At 71.2% G+C, this 20328-nt stretch carries 21 protein-coding genes and 2 pseudogenes; 15 read left to right on the top strand and 8 right to left on the bottom strand.

Features of this window, described 5'->3' with window-relative positions:
- The first annotated feature begins 132 nt into the window (after positions 1-132).
- Positions 133-1806, top strand: coding sequence for a hydrogenase maturation protein (locus ACIP64_RS16445; RefSeq protein WP_401586593.1), 1674 nt, complete (start codon positions 133-135; stop codon positions 1804-1806).
- A gap of 4 nt (positions 1807-1810) precedes the next feature.
- On the opposite strand, the gene ACIP64_RS16440 is transcribed toward ACIP64_RS16445, so the two are convergent.
- Complete coding sequence (locus ACIP64_RS16440; protein ID WP_401586590.1) at positions 1811-1999, bottom strand: hypothetical protein; 189 nt, start codon at positions 1997-1999, stop codon at positions 1811-1813.
- Between the two features lie 27 nt (positions 2000-2026).
- Positions 2027-2464 carry a hypothetical protein gene (locus ACIP64_RS16435; RefSeq protein WP_401586587.1) on the bottom strand — a complete coding sequence of 146 codons (438 nt, stop codon included), beginning with the start codon at positions 2462-2464 and terminating at the stop codon, positions 2027-2029.
- 184 nt (positions 2465-2648) lie between these two features.
- Between ACIP64_RS16435 and ACIP64_RS16430 the strand changes: the two genes are divergently transcribed.
- The gene (locus ACIP64_RS16430; protein ID WP_401586584.1) at positions 2649-3065 is read left to right on the top strand and encodes a hypothetical protein; all 417 of its coding nucleotides are present in this window, start codon (positions 2649-2651) and stop codon (positions 3063-3065) included.
- 144 nt (positions 3066-3209) lie between these two features.
- Here the strand turns inward: ACIP64_RS16430 and ACIP64_RS16425 are convergent, their stop codons facing one another.
- Together ACIP64_RS16425 and ACIP64_RS16420 are read right to left on the bottom strand one after the other, a co-directional pair.
- Positions 3210-3737, bottom strand: coding sequence for a GNAT family N-acetyltransferase (locus tag ACIP64_RS16425; RefSeq protein WP_401586582.1), 528 nt, complete (start codon positions 3735-3737; stop codon positions 3210-3212).
- A 37-nt stretch (positions 3738-3774) separates the two neighbouring features.
- Entirely contained in the window at positions 3775-4329 is a 555-nt protein-coding gene (locus tag ACIP64_RS16420) for a hypothetical protein (RefSeq protein WP_401586579.1), read from the bottom strand.
- Between the two features lie 309 nt (positions 4330-4638).
- On the opposite strand from ACIP64_RS16420, the gene ACIP64_RS16415 reads away from it, so the two are divergent.
- A complete protein-coding gene (locus ACIP64_RS16415) occupies positions 4639-5223 on the top strand; it encodes a DinB family protein (protein WP_401586576.1) in 585 nt (194 codons plus the stop codon).
- Between the two features lie 130 nt (positions 5224-5353).
- Positions 5354-5491, top strand: a complete 138-nt coding sequence (locus ACIP64_RS16410; RefSeq protein WP_401586574.1) for a hypothetical protein — start codon at positions 5354-5356, stop codon at positions 5489-5491.
- Positions 5492-6158: 667 nt separating this feature from the next.
- On the opposite strand, the gene ACIP64_RS16405 is transcribed toward ACIP64_RS16410, so the two are convergent.
- Positions 6159-6347 (bottom strand): hypothetical protein, encoded by a 189-nt coding sequence (locus tag ACIP64_RS16405; protein ID WP_401586571.1) that lies wholly within the window; start codon positions 6345-6347, stop codon positions 6159-6161.
- A 198-nt stretch (positions 6348-6545) separates the two neighbouring features.
- Here ACIP64_RS16405 and ACIP64_RS16400 point away from each other — a divergent pair, with 198 nt between their 5' ends.
- The 3 genes and pseudogenes from ACIP64_RS16400 (at position 6546) to ACIP64_RS16390 (ending at position 9800) form a co-directional block, all read left to right on the top strand.
- Positions 6546-6962 carry a hypothetical protein gene (locus ACIP64_RS16400; protein WP_401586568.1) on the top strand — a complete coding sequence of 139 codons (417 nt, stop codon included), beginning with the start codon at positions 6546-6548 and terminating at the stop codon, positions 6960-6962.
- Positions 6963-7569: 607 nt separating this feature from the next.
- Positions 7570-8768: pseudogene (locus ACIP64_RS16395) on the top strand (NAD(P)/FAD-dependent oxidoreductase).
- Between the two features lie 131 nt (positions 8769-8899).
- Positions 8900-9800: pseudogene (locus ACIP64_RS16390) on the top strand (RNA polymerase sigma-70 factor).
- 108 nt (positions 9801-9908) lie between these two features.
- Here ACIP64_RS16390 and ACIP64_RS16385 read toward each other — a convergent pair.
- From ACIP64_RS16385 to ACIP64_RS16375, 3 genes are read right to left on the bottom strand one after another with little or no spacing between them, the layout of a single operon-like run.
- Positions 9909-10676 (bottom strand): ABC transporter ATP-binding protein, encoded by a 768-nt coding sequence (locus ACIP64_RS16385; protein ID WP_401586565.1) that lies wholly within the window; start codon positions 10674-10676, stop codon positions 9909-9911.
- Positions 10673-11269 (bottom strand): hypothetical protein, encoded by a 597-nt coding sequence (locus tag ACIP64_RS16380; RefSeq protein ID WP_401586562.1) that lies wholly within the window; start codon positions 11267-11269, stop codon positions 10673-10675. The genes ACIP64_RS16385 and ACIP64_RS16380 overlap by 4 nt, the downstream gene beginning before the upstream one ends.
- On the bottom strand, positions 11266-12543 hold the full coding sequence (locus tag ACIP64_RS16375) for a hypothetical protein (protein WP_401586559.1): 1278 nt from the start codon (positions 12541-12543) through the stop codon (positions 11266-11268). Before ACIP64_RS16375 ends, ACIP64_RS16380 begins: the two co-directional genes overlap by 4 nt.
- A gap of 798 nt (positions 12544-13341) precedes the next feature.
- On the opposite strand from ACIP64_RS16375, the gene ACIP64_RS16370 reads away from it, so the two are divergent.
- The 8 genes from ACIP64_RS16370 (at position 13342) to ACIP64_RS16335 (ending at position 20185) form a co-directional block, all read left to right on the top strand.
- A complete protein-coding gene (locus tag ACIP64_RS16370) occupies positions 13342-14421 on the top strand; it encodes a hydrogenase expression protein HypE (protein WP_401586556.1) in 1080 nt (359 codons plus the stop codon).
- A 90-nt stretch (positions 14422-14511) separates the two neighbouring features.
- Positions 14512-16296: a nickel-dependent hydrogenase large subunit gene (locus ACIP64_RS16365; protein ID WP_401586554.1), complete on the top strand. Its 1785-nt coding sequence runs from the start codon at positions 14512-14514 to the stop codon at positions 16294-16296.
- Positions 16293-16814 carry a hypothetical protein gene (locus tag ACIP64_RS16360; RefSeq protein WP_401586551.1) on the top strand — a complete coding sequence of 174 codons (522 nt, stop codon included), beginning with the start codon at positions 16293-16295 and terminating at the stop codon, positions 16812-16814. Before ACIP64_RS16365 ends, ACIP64_RS16360 begins: the two co-directional genes overlap by 4 nt.
- Positions 16811-17452, top strand: coding sequence for a DUF5947 family protein (locus ACIP64_RS16355; protein WP_401586549.1), 642 nt, complete (start codon positions 16811-16813; stop codon positions 17450-17452). Before ACIP64_RS16360 ends, ACIP64_RS16355 begins: the two co-directional genes overlap by 4 nt.
- Positions 17449-18078, top strand: a complete 630-nt coding sequence (locus ACIP64_RS16350; RefSeq protein WP_401586547.1) for a DUF6084 family protein — start codon at positions 17449-17451, stop codon at positions 18076-18078. The genes ACIP64_RS16355 and ACIP64_RS16350 overlap by 4 nt, the downstream gene beginning before the upstream one ends.
- Positions 18075-19487 carry a hypothetical protein gene (locus ACIP64_RS16345; RefSeq protein ID WP_401586544.1) on the top strand — a complete coding sequence of 471 codons (1413 nt, stop codon included), beginning with the start codon at positions 18075-18077 and terminating at the stop codon, positions 19485-19487. Before ACIP64_RS16350 ends, ACIP64_RS16345 begins: the two co-directional genes overlap by 4 nt.
- Positions 19484-20017: a hydrogenase maturation protease gene (locus ACIP64_RS16340; RefSeq protein WP_401586541.1), complete on the top strand. Its 534-nt coding sequence runs from the start codon at positions 19484-19486 to the stop codon at positions 20015-20017. The genes ACIP64_RS16345 and ACIP64_RS16340 overlap by 4 nt, the downstream gene beginning before the upstream one ends.
- Before the next feature lie 63 nt (positions 20018-20080).
- Positions 20081-20185, top strand: coding sequence for a DUF6893 family small protein (locus tag ACIP64_RS16335; RefSeq protein WP_401586539.1), 105 nt, complete (start codon positions 20081-20083; stop codon positions 20183-20185).
- The last annotated feature ends 143 nt before the right edge of the window (positions 20186-20328 follow it).

Below are 20328 nucleotides of genomic sequence, written 5' to 3'. Positions count from 1 at the left end.
CGTCAATAGCCGGTTCTGGCCGATCGGGTGACGCCCCGGCCGGGCCGCACCGGGCGGCGCCCGCGAGCCGGGCATCATCGCTCCCAAGAGTCCTGGCGCTCCCCGACCGTGCCGGGTGGCCGGGAGGTACGGATGCACATCCTGTTGGTGGCTTCTGCGTTCAACAGCCTGACCCAGCGGGCCCTGGTGGAACTGACGGAACTCGGCCACAGCGTCGCCGTCGAGGTGACCCCGGACGAGAACGCGCTGCGCGCGGCGGTGGCACGCTACGAGCCGGAGCTCGTCATCGCGCCGATGCTCAGGACGGCGATCCCGCCGGACGTCTTCACCGGCCGCACCTGCCTGGTCGTCCACCCCGGGCCAACGGGAGACCGGGGCCCGGCCTCCCTGGACCGCGCGATCCAGGAGGGCGCCGCCACCTGGGGCGTGACGGTCCTCCAGGCGGAGGCCGAGATGGACGCCGGGGCGATCTGGGCCTCCGTCGGCTGCTCCGTGCCGCCGGTCGGCAAGAGCGACCTGTACCGCGGGGAGGTCTCCGACGCCGCCATGGAGGCCGTCCTGCTGGCGGTCGACCGGGTCGCCTCCGGTGCGTACCTCCCGCGGTCGCAGACGGACCCGGCGGTCCGCCCGCACGTCCGCACCCGGCCGGCCGTCACCCAGGACGAGCGCCGCATCGACTGGGCCCGCGACACCACCGGCACCGTCCTGCGCAAGCTGCGCGCGGCCGACTCCCGCCCCGGTGTACGGGACGAACTGCTCGGCGCCCCCTGGTTCCTGCACGGCGGCCATCCCGAGCAGCGGCTGCGCGGCGGACCCGGGCAGCTGCTCGCCACCCGGGCGGGCGCGGTGTGCCGGGCGACCTCGGACGGCGCGGTGTGGATCCCGCGGCTGCGCGCCGCTCGCTCCCCCGGCGGCCCCGCGACCTTCGCCCTGCCCGCGGTCACCGCGCTCGGCGCACTGCTGCCGGCCCTCCCCGAGGTCCCCGCCCAGGAGGCGGACGAGGACGACTGGACCGACATCCGCTACCGCGAGCAGGGGGCCGCGGGCGTGCTCTCGTTCTCCGTCCCCGGCGGCGCCCTGTCCACCGAGGTGTGCCGGCGGCTCCTGACGGCGTACCGGCGCGCCTGCGCACGGCCCACCTCGGTGCTGGTGCTCGGCGGCGGCCGGGACGTGTTCTCCAACGGCATCGACCTCAAGACCATCGAGGCCGCCGCGGACCCCGCCGCGGAGTCCTGGGCCAACATCACGGCCATGAACGACCTCGTGGAGGCCGTCCTCACCACCACCGACCGCCTCGTGGTCGCGGCGCTCGGCGGCAACGCGGGCGCCGGAGGCGTGATGCTCGCCCTGGCCGCGGACGAGGTCTGGTGCCGCCAGGGCGTCGTCCTCAACCCGCACTACCGCCTGATGGGGCTGTACGGCTCGGAGTACTGGACGTACTCCCTGCCCCAGCGCGTCGGCCCCGGCACGGCGCGACGGCTCACCGAACGGGCCATGCCGGTCGGCGCCACGGAGGCCATGCGGCTCGGCCTTGTCGACCGGCTGCTGATGTGCGGGCCGCAGGACTTCGGTGCCGACGTGACACGGCTGGCCGCCCGCCTGGCCGGTACCTCCGCGGCCCAGGCCCGCGTCGCCGGCAAGAAGGCCGACCTCGAACGACGCGAGGCGATCAAGCCCCTGTCCGCCTACCGCGACGCGGAGCTCGCCCGTATGCGCGCCACCTTCTCCGACCCCCGGGCGCCCTACCACGCCCTGCGCGCCGCCTTCGTCCGCGGCCGTACCGCCCCCGGACGTGGGGCGGAGTGAGCGGCTACCGCTTCAGGGCCCGGTAGTGCTTGAGGAGAGCGGTGATCCTCTCGTGGTTCGCGCCGCCGCTGAGTGCGGCGACGAGATCATCAGGGCACAGCTGGTAGAGGTCGCCCCACCACCGGCGTCCCTTGTTGTCCCAGATGCGATAACCGCCCGGCACTCCTCTGGGCACGTACCGCCTCCGACTCACGTTGCCTCCTCCCCCGCCAAAGCGTCGTCACCAGGCCGGTCGCGGATCCTGGCGCTCTGTCGAGAAATGCGCCGGCACTGCCCCGTCCGCGTCCGTCCGGCACAACACCCCGGGGCTCGGTGCGTTGTCGTTGTCGCGCACCGGCGCGTGGAACCTCTGCGTGCGTGGCAGCGGCACCTCGACCAGCCTGCCGTCGTGGATCATCCACAGGCCGAAGCAGTCGTCCTCCTCGTCGTGGATCAGCACCTGAACGCTCCCTGGATTGGTCCATGGAAGCGACTCCAGGTGCTCGAGCAGTCCGGAGCGCGGCCGCTCACTGTAGAACTCGATGACCCACCCGCCGACGAACAGGCCGAGCGGCTCGAACCTGCCCGTCCAACTGCGCGAGTCGTCCCACCGGGTCAGCGGTTCCATGACCTCGTCCTCGTACGTCGCCAGCACGATGACCTGCGCGATTCTGCTCATGCCGGAATGTCACCGCACGCCGCGGGGCAACGGCAACCCGTTTCGGGCAACCACCGGCCAGGGCCGTCCCGTCCTCGATGACGCAATCCGCGGCGGCTTGCTGCATGATCAGCCCATGCGACACGAACCGCACGCCAAGGCAGGGGACCGTGGGATGCACAGGGTCCTCCTTCTCATCGCTTCCGTGCTGGTGGTGGTCGAAGTGGCCGTAGGGGTCCGGTTCTTCTGGGGCACAGCGCTCGGCGCCGGCCGGGTGATGTGCGAATGGGAAGCGGTCGGCACACAGACCGACTGTTCGACCACCGCGAACCAGTACATGCTCATCACCGGCGCCATGCTGACCGCTCTGCTCATGTTGCGCGCGGCAGCGGTGCTGGGTCTCCCCCGAGTCGCCGCCCGTACGCCTCGTTGGACAGCAGCGGCGGTGCTCTCGATCGTGGTCGTCCTGAACGTGTACTACCTGGCCCGTTGGACGACCGTCGAGGAAGACCTGCTGGAGGCCGTCGTGGCCGTGTACATCAGTGCCGCATGCCTCGCCTCCATGCGACGCCCCGTCGCCGGCATGCTCACACGCCTGGCGCAAGAGGTCTCGAACCGCTGACGGCCCGATGGGGCCGCTCCGAGAGTGCCAAGCACTCGCCATCCCGCATGGGAACCCCTCGCCCAGGCCGGAGCCCTCTACTGGGAGATGGACTCCTGACTCAAGACCACCCTGGACGCTCGACAACGGTCATGGGGGAATCGGTCAGTCACCCAGGACCCGTTCCCACAGCAGCGCGTCCCGCCAACTGCCGTCGAGGAAGATCGAGGAGTGCGCGACGCCGTACGGGCTGAACCCGTTGCGGCGCAGCACCCGCTGCGACGGAAGATTCTCCAGGTTGGTGGACGCCTCAGCGCGGTGCAAACCGAGTTCTTCCGTCATCACCCGGAGTACGAGGCCGACGGCGTGCCCGGCGTGGCCTTGGTTCTGGGCGACGCTGCCGATCCAGTACCCGAGGGAACCGCGGCGGAGGTGCGGCTGCGGCAGGATGCCTCCGACGGTGATCTGTCCGATGACCAGGTCGTCGACGAGCACCACGCCCGGCCAGACCCTGCCGGCCCGGTGTTCGGCCAGCAGCCTGTCGATCCGTTCCGCCTGGCCCTCCGCGGTGAAGAAGTCGGCCGGCTGGTCCGGTTCCCACGGCCGGAAAGCCTCGACGTCCCGCACCCGGTGCGCGGCGATCGGGCCGGCATCGGTGGGCTCTATCAGGCGGATCCTGGTGCTTCCACGCATGGACTGATCCTTGTCTGGGCCCGCCGGCGCTGCGCTGTCAGTTCTGGTTGACCGGCCAGGCGGCCGCCGGGTCGCAGTGGTCGGGACAGGCCAGAATATAGACCTCGTTGCCCAGAAAGAGCCCGTAGGTGTCGGGGCCGCCGCCACCGTCCGGCTGTTCCGGTTGACCCGGGTGGACGGCGAATTCCATGTCCTCCGGCACCTGGCAGAGATACACCAGATCCGCGCCGCACGCGCAGCGGTAGTACTCCGGGAACTGCGCCCATGACGATGCGCCACCGACCTTGGATGTCTGCGCCCCGAGCCCCCGCGCGTTGGGGGTGTCCTCGAAAGCCTGCAATGTCAGTGGCAAAGGCACCAGGGACGGGTCTGGTTCGGCCGTCGGCAGTGTGGCGTGCCGCTGGAGCAGGATGCGCCAGAAGGGGGCTGGTTCGGACGGCTGTGGAGCGGCCCAGTAGCGGGGCACCAGTCGGCCGCCGGCGCTGGGCGGGTCCGCTACCTCGTTGTGTACGCGGCAGTAGAAGACCAGCAGATGGTCTCCGCCGAATGCTTCCACACCTCGTGGGATGTCGAGTTGGAAGAACAGAGCCATCCGCTCTCCGCAGAAACACGCCGGCCATTCCTGACCCTCGTCGAGGTAGGGCCAGCCGCCCACCGAGTTTCGCGCAGGCCCGGCCAAAGTCCCGGTTCCCACCTTGACCGAGTGAGCAGACGGCTTCGCTCGTACCTCCTGGGTATCTGACATGCACTCAATCTAAGCCGTCGTCTCACGTGGCGAGTCTCGCCGGCTTCTTGTGGCAGCTCCGGGCACTGGCCATCGCCGGACTTCGGCTCCTCCGGTCGTTGCGGTCCGCCTACGGGATGTTGAGGCCGCGGGTGGTCCATGGCAGGCTCATCCCGCATGATCGATGAATTCGCGAAGGACAACCTGCACGGGAGACTGCGGCGGGACCGCGAGGTACTGCTCTGGAAGCTCGACGGCTTGTCCGAATACGACGCCCGCCGACCATTGACAGCGACCGGGACCAACCTCCTCGGCCTGGTCAAACACGTGGCCGGCGTCGAGGCCCGGTACTTCGGCGAGGTCTTCGACCGCCCTTCCCCGGAGCCGCTGCCCCGGTGGCAGGACCACGACGGCAGCGATCTGTGGGCGACTGAGGACGAGACACGCGATCAGATCATCGAGTCCTACCGGCGCACGTGGGAACACTCGGACGCGACAATCAACGAGCTTCCCCTCGACGCCCCCGGCCATGTGCCGTGGTGGCCGGAGCCTCATCACAACACGAACCTGTTCGCCATCATGGTCCACGTCCTCGGCGAGACCAACCGGCACGCCGGGCACGCCGACATCCTGCGCGAGGACGTCGACGGCCGAACCGGGATGCGACCCGAACACGAGATGCAGATGGACAAGGAAGCCCGCGCCGCCTACTGCGCGAAGATCGAGCAGGCCGCCAAATCGGCCGCATCGGTCAAGGCATAGACGGCTGTGCCAGGTGGCTTGACGGTGTCCGTGACGGTATCTGCCGGAGTCGTTCGGTGTCTCGCCGACCACCGCGCACCGTTGGTTCAGCGTGTGGACCGAGGCCGGGTTGTGGCGCAGGCTGCACCGGGTGGTGCTGGACGAACTCGGCGCCAGCGGTGAGTCGGACTGGTCGTCCGCGATCGTCGATGCCGCGTCGGTGCGGGCAAAAAAAGGGGGGAGGCCAATTCCTCGCCGCTACAAGAGACTCGCAGAACTCACCACGTGAGACGTCCTCTAAGCTTGCCCATTCCGGCGCTCATCCGGCAGAGCACTGCCTGCTGGGCCGGAGGCACGCTTCCGCCGGAGCTTGATCAGGTGGCCGATCAGCAAAGCGGTCCAGAACACTGCGAAGACCGCGGCCGGCACCCGCAGGTAGACAGAACTCCCGCTACTCGCGGCGGTCCAGACCCATCCGACGATCACCAGCCCCACGTAGGCCGGATTCTCAAGCACCGTCCGTCCGTTGGCCACCGTCACCTCCCCCTCAGCGAACATCATCCCTGGAATGCCGCGGCGGCACCAAGCCGGTCGCCCGGGATGGCCGCCCCCGGTGACCTCCCTCGACCAGCCCCTTGTGATTCGGGATTTCCCCCTGCCCCTTGCGCCTGGAACCCCCTCGGCCCGCAGCAGAATGCCCCCGACCACGCCGCCTCGACCTCCGGCATCGTCCACATTCGGGCCAACCCCGACTTCACCGCCGGGCCTTGGCCGGCGTCAGGGGGTATGACCCACGCGCGGAGGACTTCGACCGCCGCATCGGCTTCACGTACACCGTCCTGTCGGTCCCCGGGGACGATCGGGCCGGCTGGCCGACAAGTGGCCCTTCGAGCGCGTGGCCTACGCGCCTCGCTGAGCCATGCGATTCAGGACCCGCTCACCGGCTTGGCACGGCGTCAGACGAGCCGCCAACGCCAGCACCACCGATCGAGGTCGGCAGGCGGATACTCCTCCTTGCCGTCGGTCCGCTGCACGAGGAGGCGACCTCCTTCCATGGAGACCCGGTCCCCTGGCATGAGAAGCAGTGGGCGCTCAAGTTGGAAGATCCAGTCCGGATCGAACCTGACCTCGTTGAGCAGCAGCATTCTGGGCGCCGTCGCTGGAGTGCCGGAGACTCGCATGGCTCCATGGTCCACCGGCGTCACGATCCCTGACCACCTCCCGGCCGGTGAAGGAGCGCCGCATGCAGAACGAGGCCACGAGCTACCCGACCTGAGCTCTCGACGCGCGTTGTGGACGAGACACGGGAACCGGCAAGCGATCCGACAGACAGAGAGAAGACGATGACACTCGGCGAGTCCGTCCGATATGCATCTGAATGTGATACCTGCGGCGCCCCGGCGGTGTCGGACGGTGGTGAGGGTCTGGTCGACGGTCAGGTGCACTGGTCCATCGCACAGACCTGTGCCGCCTGCGGATCGCACGTCATCGCCTGCGGACGATCGGATGTGCCCGGAGATCTGCGGGAACGACTGCTGTCCGAGCACGGTCCGACGCGGCTGACGCTCCGCGACCTGCCGTCCAGTGCCGTGGTACTCATGAAGGTCGTACGTGCCGAACTGGGGGTCGACCTGATCGAGGCGAAGGCCATCGCGCAGCGGATCCGGAGGGGAGCCCAGACCGGGACGCTCACCGAAATGGCCTTCCTCGCCCACCGACTGCACCAGGCAGGCATCCAGGCGGCAACAGAACGCCCTTGAGCGGTACCGGTGGAGGTGGGGACCACCGAGTGCCCCAACTGTCGTCCTGGCAGGACGCTGTCGCTCTGACCTCCGGAACGTGGTGGACAATTGCGTCCGCGTCGGGCCCAGCGCTCCGCATGTCCCGGCTCCCCGGCGTCGACGCGATCGGATTTATCGGTCGGAACGGCAGGCACCGGTTCATGAAAGGCGCGGTCGGCCGGTCGGCCCACTGCCACCGGACATGTCGGGCGGAGCAGCCCCAGACCACGCGACACGTTCCGTGGTCGTCCTCCTCACGGTGGCAGAGCGCCATCGCGCCTGCTTTCAACGGTGCACCGCGCAGGGGGCAGTTCGGTACGGAATCGGTCGGCATCCCCGCACCGTGCGCCATTGCTCCGGCGCCCCGCGCCCACACCTGACAAGCAGTCCTCAACTCGACGTCCGCATCGGCCCACAGAGGGAAACCCGCCGTCGTGCGCCTCCAGTAAGGGCACCATCACCCGGCGCCGTCCCGCGCCTGCCCGCCCGCGCCGCCCCCGGTGTGCCCCACGTCTCACGGCCGCCGTGTGACACCAGGTGCGTGGCCGGTGTCTCCATGCCGAGTCCGCACCTCAAGGGAGACATCATGAACACAAGAGTCCAGGTAGTCGTGGTCAGCGGCGGGTACGGGGGTGTGACGGCGGCCAATCGACTGGCTCGGCACAGCGGCGTCTCGGTGACCCTCGTCAATCCGCGTCCCGCCTTCGTCTCCCGGATCCGCCTGCACCAGCTCGTGACGGGCTCCGACGACGCGGTCGAGGGCTTCAGTGAGGTCCTGGGCGCGAGCGTCCGGCTGGTGGTGGACACCGCGACCCGGATCGACGCTTCCGGGCGCCTGGTGTCGCTGGCGGGTGGGGGCACGCTCGCGTACGACTACCTCGTCTACGCCGTGGGCAGCGGCGCCGCCGATCCCGGTGTGCCCGGGGCGGCGGAGTGCGCCCATGCCGTGTCGGACCTGGAAGGGGCGGAGCGACTGCGGGCCGCGCTGGCCGCGACGCCCTCGACCGCTTCGGTCACCGTGGTCGGGGCCGGCCCGACCGGCCTGGAGACCGCCGCCGAGCTGGCGGAAAGGGGCCGCAAGGTCACCCTGGTCTGCGGCGACGGCTCGGCCCCTCCCTGCACGCCCGGGTCCGCCGCCCCGTCACCCGCCGGCTCGGCACCCTGGGTGTGACCGTCCTCGAAGGTCCCGGCGCGCGCGTCATGGAGGTGACGCGAGACGCCGTGCGGCTCGACGACGGCCGCGAACTGCCCAGCGCGGTGACGATCTGGACCGCCGGATTCCGCGTTCCGGACCTGGCCGCCCGCAGCGGCCTGCGCACGGACGCCGAAGGCCGCCTGCTCACCGATGCGACGCTGACCGGCGTGGACGACGAGCGCATCGTCGCCGCCGGGGACGCGGCGGCGATGGCGGACCGGCCGTTCCGGATGAGCTGCCAGGCGGCCGTGCAACTGGGCCCCGGGGCGGCCGCCACGATCCTGCACCGCATCGCGGGTAAGTCACCCGCTCGCGTCCGGCTGATGTTCGCCGGGCAGTGCCTCAGTCTCGGCCGGACGGCCGGCGTCACGCAGTTCTCCTACCTGAACGACAGGGTGAACGCGCTCCACATCGGCGGGCGGCTCGGTGCCGACGTCAAGGAGATCGCCTGCCGTTTCACCCTGCGGCAGTTGGTGTCCGGGGCACGCAAGGCCGGTTCCCCCGCGTCCGCGGGCGACGGCACCGACGACATGGAGGCGGCGCGGCCGGGACACCGCGCGACGGGGTCCAGTGCCCGGCGTTCGGCCTGACCGCGCGGTTCCCTCCCCGGGCCGGACCGGCCGGTCCGGGGGGCCACCGACAACCCGTCCCCGGAACGGGTACGGATCCATGGCCCGGCTCCCGCCCGTGGGGCCGGCCGCGAGAGAGCGAAGCGCGCACCATGAACGACCACATCGGCGATCCCGCGACCGAGGCCTTCGTCTCCCACCGCGACCTGCTGTTCACCGTCGCCTACGAGATGCTCGGTTCGGCCGCGGACGCCGAGGACGTCCTCCAGGAGACCTGGCTGCGGTGGGTCACGCACGGTCGACCAGGCCCAGGTGCGGAACCAGCGCGCCTACCTGGTGCGGATCACGACCCGGCAGGCACTCAACCGGCTGCGCACCCTCAAACGGCGCAAGGAGGCCTACGTCGGCCCCTGGCTGCCCGAGCCCCTGCTCACCGCGCCGGACGTGGCCGAGGACGTCGAACTGTCCGAGAGCCTGTCGCTGGCCCTGATGTTCGTCCTCGAAACGCTCTCACCGACCGAACGCGCCGTCTTCGTGCTGCACGAGGTCTTCGCCTTCGGCTACGACGACATCGCGGCGGCGATCAGCAAGACCCCCGCCGCCGCACGCCAGATCGCCTACCGCGCGCGGCAGCACGTCGACACACGGCGGCCGCGCACCCAGGCCTCCCCGGAGGAGGCCCGAGCGGCACTGGCCTCGTTCCGGTCCGCGCTCGTGACCGGCGACCTCCAGGGGCTGCTCGACGTACTCGCGCCCGACGTGGTGTTCGTCAGCGACGGCGGCGGACTGAAGCTGGCAGCCCTGCGGCCGGTGGTCGGCGCCGAGCAGGTGCTCCGTTACATGGCCGGCAGCGTCGACAAGGCCGGCGGCACCTTCACCGGCGAATCCACGACGGTCAACGGCAACCCCGGGCTCATCCTGCGCCTGGACGGCGTGATCGACGGCGTCATGGCCCTGCGCGTGGAGAACGGCCGCGTCACCGGCCTCTACTACGTCCGCAACCCCGAGAAACTCACCCGCGTCGAGTCCGAGACCCCCCTCACCTCCCGCTGACCGCCCGAGTTGCCGGCGTCGGCCCCGGCGCTCCCCTCTCCGCTCATGTCGACCGCCGGACGCGTGGTCGGTCGGAGCGGTGAAGGCCTTGGGCGCGCGGCGTGTCCGTCAGTGGACCCAGGCGTCCTGCTGGTCCGCTCGACCCCGCAGCGTCAGCGCGGTGTAGGCGGCCTCCGCGTGGCGGGAGTCCGGGGTGCCCGCGGGCGCCTGCGCGAGGAAGTGGTGGGGGGTGCCGTCGAAGCGGATGTGCCCTTCGGAGAGCACGGTGACGCGATCGGCCTCTCCGGCCAAGTCCGCGACGTCGTGGGTCGACATCAGCACGCTGAGACCCCCGGCGCCCACCGCGGTACCCAGCATGTCGCGGAAGACGCGCCGCTGGGTGGGGTCCATGCCCGCCGTCGGCTCGTCCAGGAGCAGGACCCGCGAACCGTGCACCAGGGCGGCGGCGACTCCCACGCGTCGCAACTGACCGCCGGAGAGGGTCTTCACCCGGTCCCCCGCGCGGTCCCGGAGGCCGACCCTGGTGAGCGCTTCCAGCGCACGGTCCCAGGCGTCCCCGCGGTTCATGCCTTTCAACCAGCCCGTGTAGGCGACCTGCTCCCTGGCGGTCAGCCCGGCCATGGCGGTGATCTGCTGGGGCATCCACGAGACGTGCCGGCGGTATTCGCGCGTCGTCGAAGCGATCGCGTCCCAGGAGATGCGGCCGGACTGCGGCCGGATCACGGACGCCCCGAGCCGCAGGAGCGTGGACTTTCCGGCACCGTTCGGCCCGAGGAGTACGGTGAGGCCCTCCCGGAGCTCGTACGAGAAATCCGCCAGCACCGGCCGGTTGCGGCGCTTGTAGCGGTAGGTGCAGTCGGTGAACGTAAGGCTCATGGGCGCTGTCCTTGCCGAGTCGTCGTGTGGTGGTCGAGTCCGGCGCCGAGGATCAGGGCCGCCACAGCAGCGCCCGCGGCGGTGGACGATCCGAGGGCGTGGCCGGTGACCGCCCAGGGGAAGAAGTCGTCCGCGGTCCGGTGCCCGACCAGGACGACCAGGAAGATCCAGGCTGTGGGCAGTGCGATGCTCGCCCTCCCCAGCCAGGGACGCCCGCACAGTGCCATGCCGGCCAGGAAGAACGTGTTGCGGCCCGCCGCGACGACCGCGGGCGAGTCCAGGAGCAGTCCTCCTGCGACCGTGAACGCCGCGACCGCCGCCAGGGTGGCCGCGACGAGGCCGGTGTCCAGCCGGGCGATCCGGCGCACGGAGGTCGCCTCGGCCGCCTCCAGGCGGGAGTCGAGGCACTGCACGAGAGCCCCCACCACGAGCAGCGGAGTGAATCCGGCCAGCAGTACGGCGTTGCCCGCGGTGACACTGATCGCGGGAAGGACGACCGTCCCGTCCCGGAAGAGGAGCGTCAGAAGGACAAAAGCCGCCACAGCGGGGGCGAGCACGCTGTGGACCAGGCGGGCCTTCAGCCACCAGGTCACGTGGCGCCCTCGCAGGCGGTGCGGGAGATGGACTTGTACCAGGCCACCTGCTCGGCCTTCGGCTTCGCCGACACCTCGGTCACGCTCCTGAGAACCTCGTGGTGCTGCGTCGGGGAGTAGAAGGGGTCACCGGCTGCGATCTGCCCGTAGCTGGACATGGTTCCGGTCTTCTTCTCCAGCCACAGCAGGACCGCCCGCCTCAGCGTCGGCTGCGGTGCCTCGCAGGGGAACGCGGTGTACGTGTCGATGATTTGGGCGCCGATCCGGTTCTGCCGCTTCGCCGTGGACAGCAGGAGGTAGCCGGTCTCCTTGGTGTTGGCCGGGGTGAACCTGCCGTAGTCCAGGGCCTCTTCCACCCGCTTCGGCGCCGCGTCGATGACCTGGTAGTCCACCAGCAGGGCGAAGGTCCGGTCGACCTCGGCGCCGATCTCCTTCGCCTCCCCCCGCGCGTTCTCGGGAAGGCAGACTTCGGGGGCCGCGCCGGTGCAGAGGGTGGGTACGGCCTCGACGTTCACGCGGGGGTTGTAGTTCCAGTCCTTCACGATGCTGTAGGAGACGAACGTGGCGCTCCCGCACAGGGCGACGGCGAGCGCGGTGCGCAGCAGTACGCGGCCCGGTGCCCAGGCGAGCGAGACGGCGACGGCGACCGCCAGGGTGGGCAGGAGGTGCGCCACCATCGAGCCGGCGGACGCGGTCTCCGCGAAGCCGAGGTGGGCGAAGTACTCGCCCGACATGTGCCGCAGGTAGAAGGGCTCCATGGCGTGCGGATACGAGACCAGGAGGAAGACCCCGCACGCCATGACCGGGACGGCCAGTGCGGGTTTCAGCCACTGTCCGGCGGCGAAGCCGATCACCCCGTGCGCCGCGCACAGCGCCATCCCGAGCAGCAGCGGGGGAAGACTCTCCGGGGTGGGCAGGGTGGGACGTTCGGCGAACGCCAAGGCCACCGGTACGAGAAGGACGAGCCATCCGATGGCCACCACGGGAGTCAGCGTCCAGGCGATGACCGTCCCGGTGCGCCGGTAAGGGACCGAGTCCTGGACGCGTGACTCCTTGAACCGTGCGCCCTGCCACGCGGACGCCGCGGAGACGAGCGCGTACGACAGGGCGTACATCTGCTCGATGGACCGCTGAACCAGGATCGGAGCGTACGGGTAGGGCCAGTAGACGACTTGGTCGTGAGTGGAGAAGAAATAGAAGGCGAGCGTCAGGCCGAGGGCCGGCCCCAGGGCCGCCAGGGCGGCCGACGACCGAACGAGGGTCGATATGCGCACACGTGCTCCGGAAGAGTCGGCAGTGGTGCCCGGTACTGGTACGGGGCACCACTACGCGGATCGTTCTGAACCGAGGTTGTCCAGTCGGCCTGCGACGTGTCGACGCTCACCGTCGCCACGTTGAGCAGGCAGCAGGAGCCGCCCTGGGCGACCTTGTCGGCCTCGAACTGCAGGGTGTCGGTGCCGCTCGGGACGTTCGTCCACTCGCCCCGGCTGACGTAACGCGTCTCGGAAATGAACCCCACCCTGATTTCCCGTACATCAAAGGTGAAGTTACGGGTAACGGGAAGGGGTCACCAGAAACAATCCAGCCATGATCATGTCACGAGGCAGCGCTCGTGACCGAAAAGCGCTGCCGCGCACCTGAGGCGCGACACCCATGGCTTGGGCGACTCCGGGGGCCTCCCGGTCGCACCGACGCGACACCGACCCACAGGCATTCTCGGTCGGGGCCTGGCGGGCACGGCAAGCGATGCCACGTGGCGCCGTCCCGAGCCCACCAGGAGCCGAGGCGGCCGGCACGGCAAGGCTTCACGCCGCCGGCCGCCCTCTCGGACGCATCGCACCGGCGGGGACGAGGCCGGCGCAGCGGGTGCCGGGCCTGGCGGCCCGCCTGGGCGGGCACGGACCTCCGGGCCCAGAAACGCACAAGCGTTCGCACGAGCGCAACCCCGGTCCGGAGTGAAAAGCAGATCACCGGATTGGCCCTCTTGAACATCCCGCTCCGGCGAGCCAGTCGCTATCAAGGGGAGGAGATGCCGTTATGTGGCATTTGACGCTCTCTGAGGAGGCATCCCCATGGATGCGACTGCTTCGACCACGAACGCCGCCGCCCCCACCCCGGCCGACGACGAGGCGCCGATCCACATTCTCTGGATCAACGCCGGGCTCAGTTGCGACGGCGACTCCGTGTCGCTCACCGCCGCGACGCTGCCCAGCATCGAGGAGATCGCCCTCGGCGGGCTCCCCGGTCTGCCGAAGATCGCCGTGCACTGGCCGCTGATCGACTTCGAATGCGGTCCGGTCCAGGGTGCCGACACCTTCATCGAGTGGTTCTTCAAGGCCGAACGCGGCGAGATCGAGCCCTTCGTGCTGGTCGTCGAGGGGTCCATCCCCAACGAGTCGATCAAGGCCGAGGGCTACTGGTGCGGCTTCGGCGACGACCCGGCGACCGGCCAGCCCATCACCACCAGCGAGTGGATCGACCGCCTGGCGCCCAAGGCCCTGGCGGTGGTCGCCATCGGCACGTGCGCCACGTACGGCGGCATCCACGCCATGGAGGGCAACCCGACCGGCGCCATGGGCGTGCCCGACTACCTGGGCTGGGAGTGGAAGTCCAAGGCCGGCATCCCCATCGTCTGCGTGCCCGGGTGCCCGATCCAGCCGGACAACTTCGCGGAGACGCTGACGTACCTGCTCTACCAGGCGGCCGGCTCCGCGCCGATGATCCCGCTGGACGACAAGCTGCGCCCGGCCTGGCTGTTCGGCGCCACCGTCCACGAGGGCTGCGACCGGGCCGGCTACTACGAGCAGGGCCAGTTCGCCGACCGCTACGACTCCCCGCAGTGCCTGGTGAAGATCGGCTGCTGGGGCCCGGTGGTCAAGTGCAACGTCCCCAAGCGCGGCTGGATGGACGGCATCGGCGGCTGCCCCAACGTCGGCGGCATCTGCATCGCGTGCACCATGCCGGGCTTCCCGGACATGTTCATGCCGTTCATGGACGAGCCGCCCGGCGCGCGGCTGTCCAGCACCGCCAGCGGCGTGTACGGCGCCGCGATCCGCCGGCTGCGCTCCATGACGGCCAAGACCGTCGACAACGAGCCCAAGTGGCGCCACACCGGCCGCAAGCTCACCACCGGCTACAAGGCGCCCTGGTGACGTCACGGCACCCCACCGGCCCCTGACACCGTCCACCGACCCCGGCCGCCGACCCCGGCCGCCCCCGCTTGACGAAGGGCACGCAAGAACATGGCTCCGAAGACGAAGACGGCCGGAGACGGCAGTGGCCTGATGGAGATGTCCTGGGATCCGATCACCCGGATCGTGGGCAGCCTCGGCATCCACACGAAGATCGACTTCAAGCAGAAGCGGGTCGCCGAGTGCTACAGCACCTCGTCGGTCTTCCGCGGCTACAGCGTCTTCATGCGGGGCAAGGACCCGCGCGACGCGCACTTCATCACCAGCCGCATCTGCGGCATCTGCGGGGACAACCACGCCACCTGCTCGGTGTACGCGCAGAACATGGCGTACGGCGTCAAGCCGCCGCACCTCGGCGAGTGGATCATCAACCTCGGCGAGGCCGCGGAGTTCATGTTCGACCACAACATCTTCCAGGAGAACCTGGTCGGGGTCGACTACTGCGAGAAGATGGTCCGCGAGACCAACCCGGGTGTCCTGGAGCTCGCCGAGCGCACCGAGGCGCCGCACGCCGCGGAGCACGGCTACCGCACCATCGCCGACATCATGCGCTCGCTGAACCCGCTGGAGGGCGAGTTCTACCGCGAGGCGCTCCAAGTGAGCCGCTACACGCGGGAGATGTTCTGCCTGATGGAGGGCCGGCACGTCCACCCCTCCACGCTCTACGCGGGCGGTGTCGGCACCATCGCGTCGGTACAGCTGTTCACCGACTACCTCACCCGGCTGATGCGGTACGTGGAGTTCATGAAGCGGGTCGTACCGCTCCACGACGACCTCTTCGACTTCTTCTACGACGCCCTGCCGGGCTACGAGGAGGTCGGCCGCCGCCGCATCATGCTCGGCTGCTGGGGCGCGTTCAACGACCCGGACCACTGCGACTTCACGTACGCCAACATGACCGACTGGGGCCGGCGGATGTTCGTCTCCCCCGGCATCGTCGTGGACGGCAAGCTGGTCACCAACGACCTGACGAACATCAACCTGGGCATCCGGATCCTCCTGGGCAGCTCGTACTACCAGGACTGGGAGGGCCAGGAGCAGTTCGTCACGCACGACCCGCTCGGCAACCCGGTGGACCCGCGCCACCCGTGGAACCAGCACACCATCCCGGCGCCGCAGAAGCGGGACTTCGACGACAAGTACAGCTGGGTCATGTCGCCGCGCTGGTTCGACGGCAAGGAGCACCTGGCGCTGGACACCGGCGGCGGCCCGCTGGCCCGCCTGTGGTCGACGGCGCTCAACGGGCTGGTCGACATCGGCTACGTGAAGGCGACCGGGCACAGCGTGGTCATCAACCTGCCCAAGACGCTGACCAAGCCGGAGACCACCTTCGAGTGGAAGATCCCGCAGTGGAGCAACGCGCTGGAGCGCAACCGGGCGCGCACCTACTTCCAGGCGTACGCCGCTGCCTGCGCGCTGCACTTCACCGAGAAGGCGCTGGCGGAGGTCCGCGCGGGCCGCACCCAGACCTGGGAGAAGTTCGAGGTCCCCGAGGAGAGCATCGGCGTCGGCTTCACCGAGGCGGTGCGCGGCGTGCTGTCGCACCACATGGTGATCCGCGGCGGCAAGATCGCCAACTACCACCCGTACCCGCCGACCCCGTGGAACGCCAGCGTGCGCGACACCTACGGCACGCCGGGCCCCTACGAGGACGCGGTGCAGAACACCCCGATCTTCGAGGAGAACTCCCCGGAGAACTTCAAGGGCATCGACATCATGCGCGCCGTGCGCAGCTTCGACCCCTGCCTGCCGTGCGGCGTGCACATGTACGTCGGCGGCGGGCGCACCGTCGAGAAGCTGCACGTCCCCACCGGCCTGAGCGGCATGGCCGGATGAGCGCGGAGCGGACCGCGCGGCGGATCGAGGAGATCCTGGACGGCCTCGCCGCCTCCGGCGACCGCGAGGCCGCGGCCGCCGCCGAGGAACTGGTGCGCACGCTCATGGAGTTCTACGGCGCGGGTCTGGCCCGCGCCGTGGAACTCCTGGAGAAGCGCGGAGCCGACCCCATGGCGGCGCTGCTGGCGGACGAGGTGGTGGCGGGCCTGCTCGTCCTGCACGACCTGCACCCCGAGGACACCCTCACCCGGGCCGGCCGCGCGGTGCACGCCGCCCGGGCCGGCACGTCGGTCGACATCGAGCACTTCGACCCCGACAGCGGCACGCTGCGGCTGGCCGCGCGCGAGGGCGGCGGCTGCGGGTGTCCCAGCACGACGGACGCCACCCGGCAGCGCATCGAGGCCGCGCTGTCGTGCTGGGCGCCCGAGGTGACCTCGGTGGAGCTGCCGCAGAGCGGCCCGGCGACACGCGAACCCGCGCTGCTCCAGATCGGCACGCGTCCGCCGGGGGCGCCGTGAGCCCGCAGTCCCCACCCGCGGCCGGGCTGCGCCGCTTCGTCGCCCCGCGCCCGGCCGCGCCCGAGCGGTGCGAGCTGTGCGGGGCGACCCTCATGGGCCCCCACCGGCATCTGGTGGACACCGGCCGGCGCGCGCTGGCCTGTGCCTGCACGCCCTGCTCGCTGCTCTTCGACCGGCCGGGCGCCGGTGGCGGGCGCTTCGCCGCGGTGCCCGACCGCTACCTCTCCGACCCCGGCTCGGTCCCGGACGCCGTCGCCTGGCAGCGGCTGCGCATCCCGGTGTCGGTGGCCTTCTTCTTCCACAACTCGTCCCTCGACCGTCCCGTCGTGCTCTACCCGAGCCCGGCGGGCGCCACGGAGAGCGACGTCGACCCGGGCACCTGGGACGCCGTCTTCGGCGGCTCGCCGCTGGCCGGCGCGCTGCGGCCGGACGTGGAGACGCTGCTGGTGCGCCGCGAGGGCGACGGCGGCGAGTGCTACCTGGCGCCGGTCGACCGCGCCTACGAACTCGTCGGCCGGCTGCGGCTGACCTGGCAGGGCTTCGACGGCGGGCCCGGTGCCCGCGCCGAACTCGCCGCCTTCTTCGACGACCTACGACAGCGGGCGGCCCGGGCGCCGCGGGAAGGGAACCGGCCGTGACCGAGCTGGGCTTCACGTGCACGGGCGTACGGGCCGATCCGTACGCTGCGGGACCGACGCTCGTCTTCCGGCTGCGGATCACCGCCTCCGGCGGGGAGCGGGTGCACGCGATCGCGCTGCGCTGCCAGTTGCGCATCGAGCCGGCGCAGCGCGCGTACGCGCCGGACGAGGCCGAGGGCCTGGGCGACCTCTTCGGCGAGCCGGAGCGCTGGGGCAGCACGCTGCAACCGCTCCAGTTCGCGCAGGTGTCGGTGATGGTGCCCGGCTTCAGCGGCGAGGTCGAGGTGGAACTGCCGGTGCCGTGCACCTACGACATGGACATCGCCTCCGCCAAGTACTTCGACGCGCTGCGGGAGGGCGAGGCGCCGCTGCTGATGCTGTTCTCCGGCACCGCCTTCCTCGGGCCCGGCGGATTCCAGGTGCTGCCCGTGCCCTGGCACAAGGAGGCCGTCTGCCGGCTGCCGGTCGCGGTGTGGCGCGAGACGATCGACGCGCACTTCCCCGGCTGCGGCTGGATCCGGCTGCCGCGCGGCTCCATGGACGCGCTGCGGTCCTTCCGCAGCCGGCACGCGCTGCCGTCCTGGGAGGCCACCGTCGAGGCCCTGCTCGCCGGAGCGGCACGGTGACGGCGGGCGCCGCGCAGGCGGCCGGGACGGCGGCGGAGACCTCGGCGGAACAGGCCGAACGCTTCGACACCGCCCGCAAGGCGGCCGACGCCGTGCTCTTCGAAGGCTACGTCCTCTACCCGTACCGGGCGTCGTCGGCGAAGAACCGCATGCGCTGGCAGTTCGGCGTGCTCGTGCCCCCGGCGTGGGCGGCCGCCTCGGGCGAACCGGCCGCGCAGCGCACGCAGCTCCTCATGGAGCCGCGCGCGGACGCGGTGCTCCACGCGGAGGTGCGCTTCCTGCACGCCCAGCGGCGCACCGTCCACCGCGCCCTGCCCGGCGGTTCGTACGAGCCGGTGGAGGAGCTGGAGCTGCCCGACCGAGTCCTGGTGCCGTGGGACGAGGGGATCGAGGAGCGCGTCGAACTGAGCGCCACCATCGCGGAGTTGACCGAGGGCGGCGTCACGCTGCCCTTCACCCTGCCGGCGGCGGAGACCACCGAGCCGGTGGAGGACGCGGGCGGAGCGCGGGTGGGCGCGGTCGTACGGCGCCGGGAGGCGCTGGAGGGCGTCGTCCGGATCACCGCGGAGGAACTGCCGGGCCCCTACCGGGTCCTGCGGTTGACCGCCGTCGTCGAGAACACCGGCGCGGGCACCGCGGCCCGGCGCGAGGACGCGCTGCCGCACTCGCTGGTGTCGGCGCACCTGATGCTGGGGCTGACCGCGGGCACGTTCGTCTCCATGACCGACCCGCCGCAGTGGGCGCGCGGGGCCGTCGCGGAGTGCCGCAACGAGCACACCTGGCCGGTGCTGGCCGGCGACGACGGCGCCGCCGACGTGGTGCTGTCCTCCCCCATCATCCTGGAGGACCATCCGCGCATCGCGCCGGAGAGCGCCGGCGCGATGTACGACGCCACCGAGATCGACGAGATCCTGGCCCTGCGCACCGCCGCCCTCACCGACGAGGAGAAGCGGCACGCCCGGGGCACCGACGACCGGGCCGCGGCCGTCATCGACCTGGCGGAGACCATGCCGCCGGAGGTGATGGAGCGTCTGCACGGCGCCGTGCGGGCGCTGCGCGAGGTCACCGGGCAGGACCCGGTGCCGGACGTGACCGCGCCGGACACGCCCTGGTGGGACCCGGGCGCCGACGCCTCGGTGGACCCGGCCCGCGACCGCGTGGTGATCGAGGGCAGGTCCGTCGGCGCGGGCAGCCGGGTCGTGCTGCGTCCCGGCAAGCGGCGCACCGACGCGCAGGACCTGTTCCTGCACGGGCGCGGGGCGCTGGTGGAGGCGGTGCTGCACGACGTCGACGGCGGTGTGCACCTGGCGGTCACCGTGGACGGCGACCCCGGCGCGGAACTGCGGCGCCTTCAGGGCCGGTTCCTGTACTTCCAGCCCGACGAGCTGGCGCCGGCGGAGGAGGCGTGAGCGGCGGGGGCGTGCTGGTCGCCGGCATCGGCAACATCTTCCTGGGCGACGACGGCTTCGGCGTCGAGGTCGTACGGCGGCTGGCCGGGCACCCGCTGCCCGAGGGCGCCGAGGTCACCGACACCGGCGTCCGCGGCGTGCACCTGGCCTACCGGCTGCTGGACGGCTACCGCTGCGTGGTCCTGGTGGACGCCGTGCCGGGGGGCGAGCCGCCCGGCACCCTGCGCCTCATCGAGGTGCCGCCGCCGCCGGCGGGCGACCCCGGGGAACCGCCGGTCGTCGACGGCCACCGCATGACGCCGGACGCCGTCCTGGCGCTGCTCGACACCCTCAGCGCCGGCACGGGCGCGGGCAGCCGGCCCGCGCGTGTGCTCGTCGTGGGCTGCCAGCCGGCCTGCCTGGACGAGGGCATCGGCCTGAGCGCACCCGTCGCCGCCGCCGTGGACGAGGCGGTGGGCCTCGTCCTGCGGGTCGTCGGCGAGGAGTGCGCGCAGGCCGGGAGTCCGCCCGCGGCGGCCCGTCCGCGATGAGCTGATCCGGCGAGCGAACCGCAACAACCGACACGACCGACACGACAGAAAGGAGCACCCGCCATGTGGAAGATCGCCCTCGGCGCGGTGGGAGCGGCCGCGGCCGTCCTCGCCATGTCGCGCGTCCTGCCCGACGTGAAGCGCTACATGCACATCCGGGCCATGTGAGGCCGAACGGGTACCCGCCGCCGGGCCGGCGGCGTGGGGGGGGGGGGGGCCGCCCCCCCCCCCCCCCCAGGGAATGTTGTGGCCCGCCCCCCGGGGGCCCCCCCCCCCCCCACCCCCCCCCAAAGGGCCCGAGAACCAAATAA

This window comes from Streptomyces sp. NPDC088733 (genome assembly GCF_044751185.1).
GTDB lineage: Bacteria > Actinomycetota > Actinomycetes > Streptomycetales > Streptomycetaceae > Actinacidiphila.
This window is presented reverse-complemented; position numbering and strand designations above follow the sequence as displayed.

What these genes read in the sequence shown, in the direction of transcription:
- ACIP64_RS16400 (WP_401586568.1), top strand. Translation starts at nt 6,546, where the DNA reads ATGACACTCGGCGAGTCCGTCCGATATGCATCTGAATGTGATACCTGC.
- ACIP64_RS16370 (WP_401586556.1), top strand. Translation starts at nt 13,342, where the DNA reads ATGGATGCGACTGCTTCGACCACGAACGCCGCCGCCCCCACCCCGGCC.
- ACIP64_RS16405 (WP_401586571.1), bottom strand. Translation starts at nt 6,347, where the DNA reads ATGCTGCTGCTCAACGAGGTCAGGTTCGATCCGGACTGGATCTTCCAA.
- ACIP64_RS16365 (WP_401586554.1), top strand. Translation starts at nt 14,512, where the DNA reads ATGGCTCCGAAGACGAAGACGGCCGGAGACGGCAGTGGCCTGATGGAG.
- ACIP64_RS16425 (WP_401586582.1), bottom strand. Translation starts at nt 3,737, where the DNA reads ATGCGTGGAAGCACCAGGATCCGCCTGATAGAGCCCACCGATGCCGGC.
- ACIP64_RS16435 (WP_401586587.1), bottom strand. Translation starts at nt 2,464, where the DNA reads ATGAGCAGAATCGCGCAGGTCATCGTGCTGGCGACGTACGAGGACGAG.
- ACIP64_RS16420 (WP_401586579.1), bottom strand. Translation starts at nt 4,329, where the DNA reads ATGGCTCTGTTCTTCCAACTCGACATCCCACGAGGTGTGGAAGCATTC.
- ACIP64_RS16445 (WP_401586593.1), top strand. Translation starts at nt 133, where the DNA reads ATGCACATCCTGTTGGTGGCTTCTGCGTTCAACAGCCTGACCCAGCGG.
- ACIP64_RS16415 (WP_401586576.1), top strand. Translation starts at nt 4,639, where the DNA reads ATGATCGATGAATTCGCGAAGGACAACCTGCACGGGAGACTGCGGCGG.
- ACIP64_RS16385 (WP_401586565.1), bottom strand. Translation starts at nt 10,676, where the DNA reads ATGAGCCTTACGTTCACCGACTGCACCTACCGCTACAAGCGCCGCAAC.
- ACIP64_RS16335 (WP_401586539.1), top strand. Translation starts at nt 20,081, where the DNA reads ATGTGGAAGATCGCCCTCGGCGCGGTGGGAGCGGCCGCGGCCGTCCTC.
- ACIP64_RS16360 (WP_401586551.1), top strand. Translation starts at nt 16,293, where the DNA reads ATGAGCGCGGAGCGGACCGCGCGGCGGATCGAGGAGATCCTGGACGGC.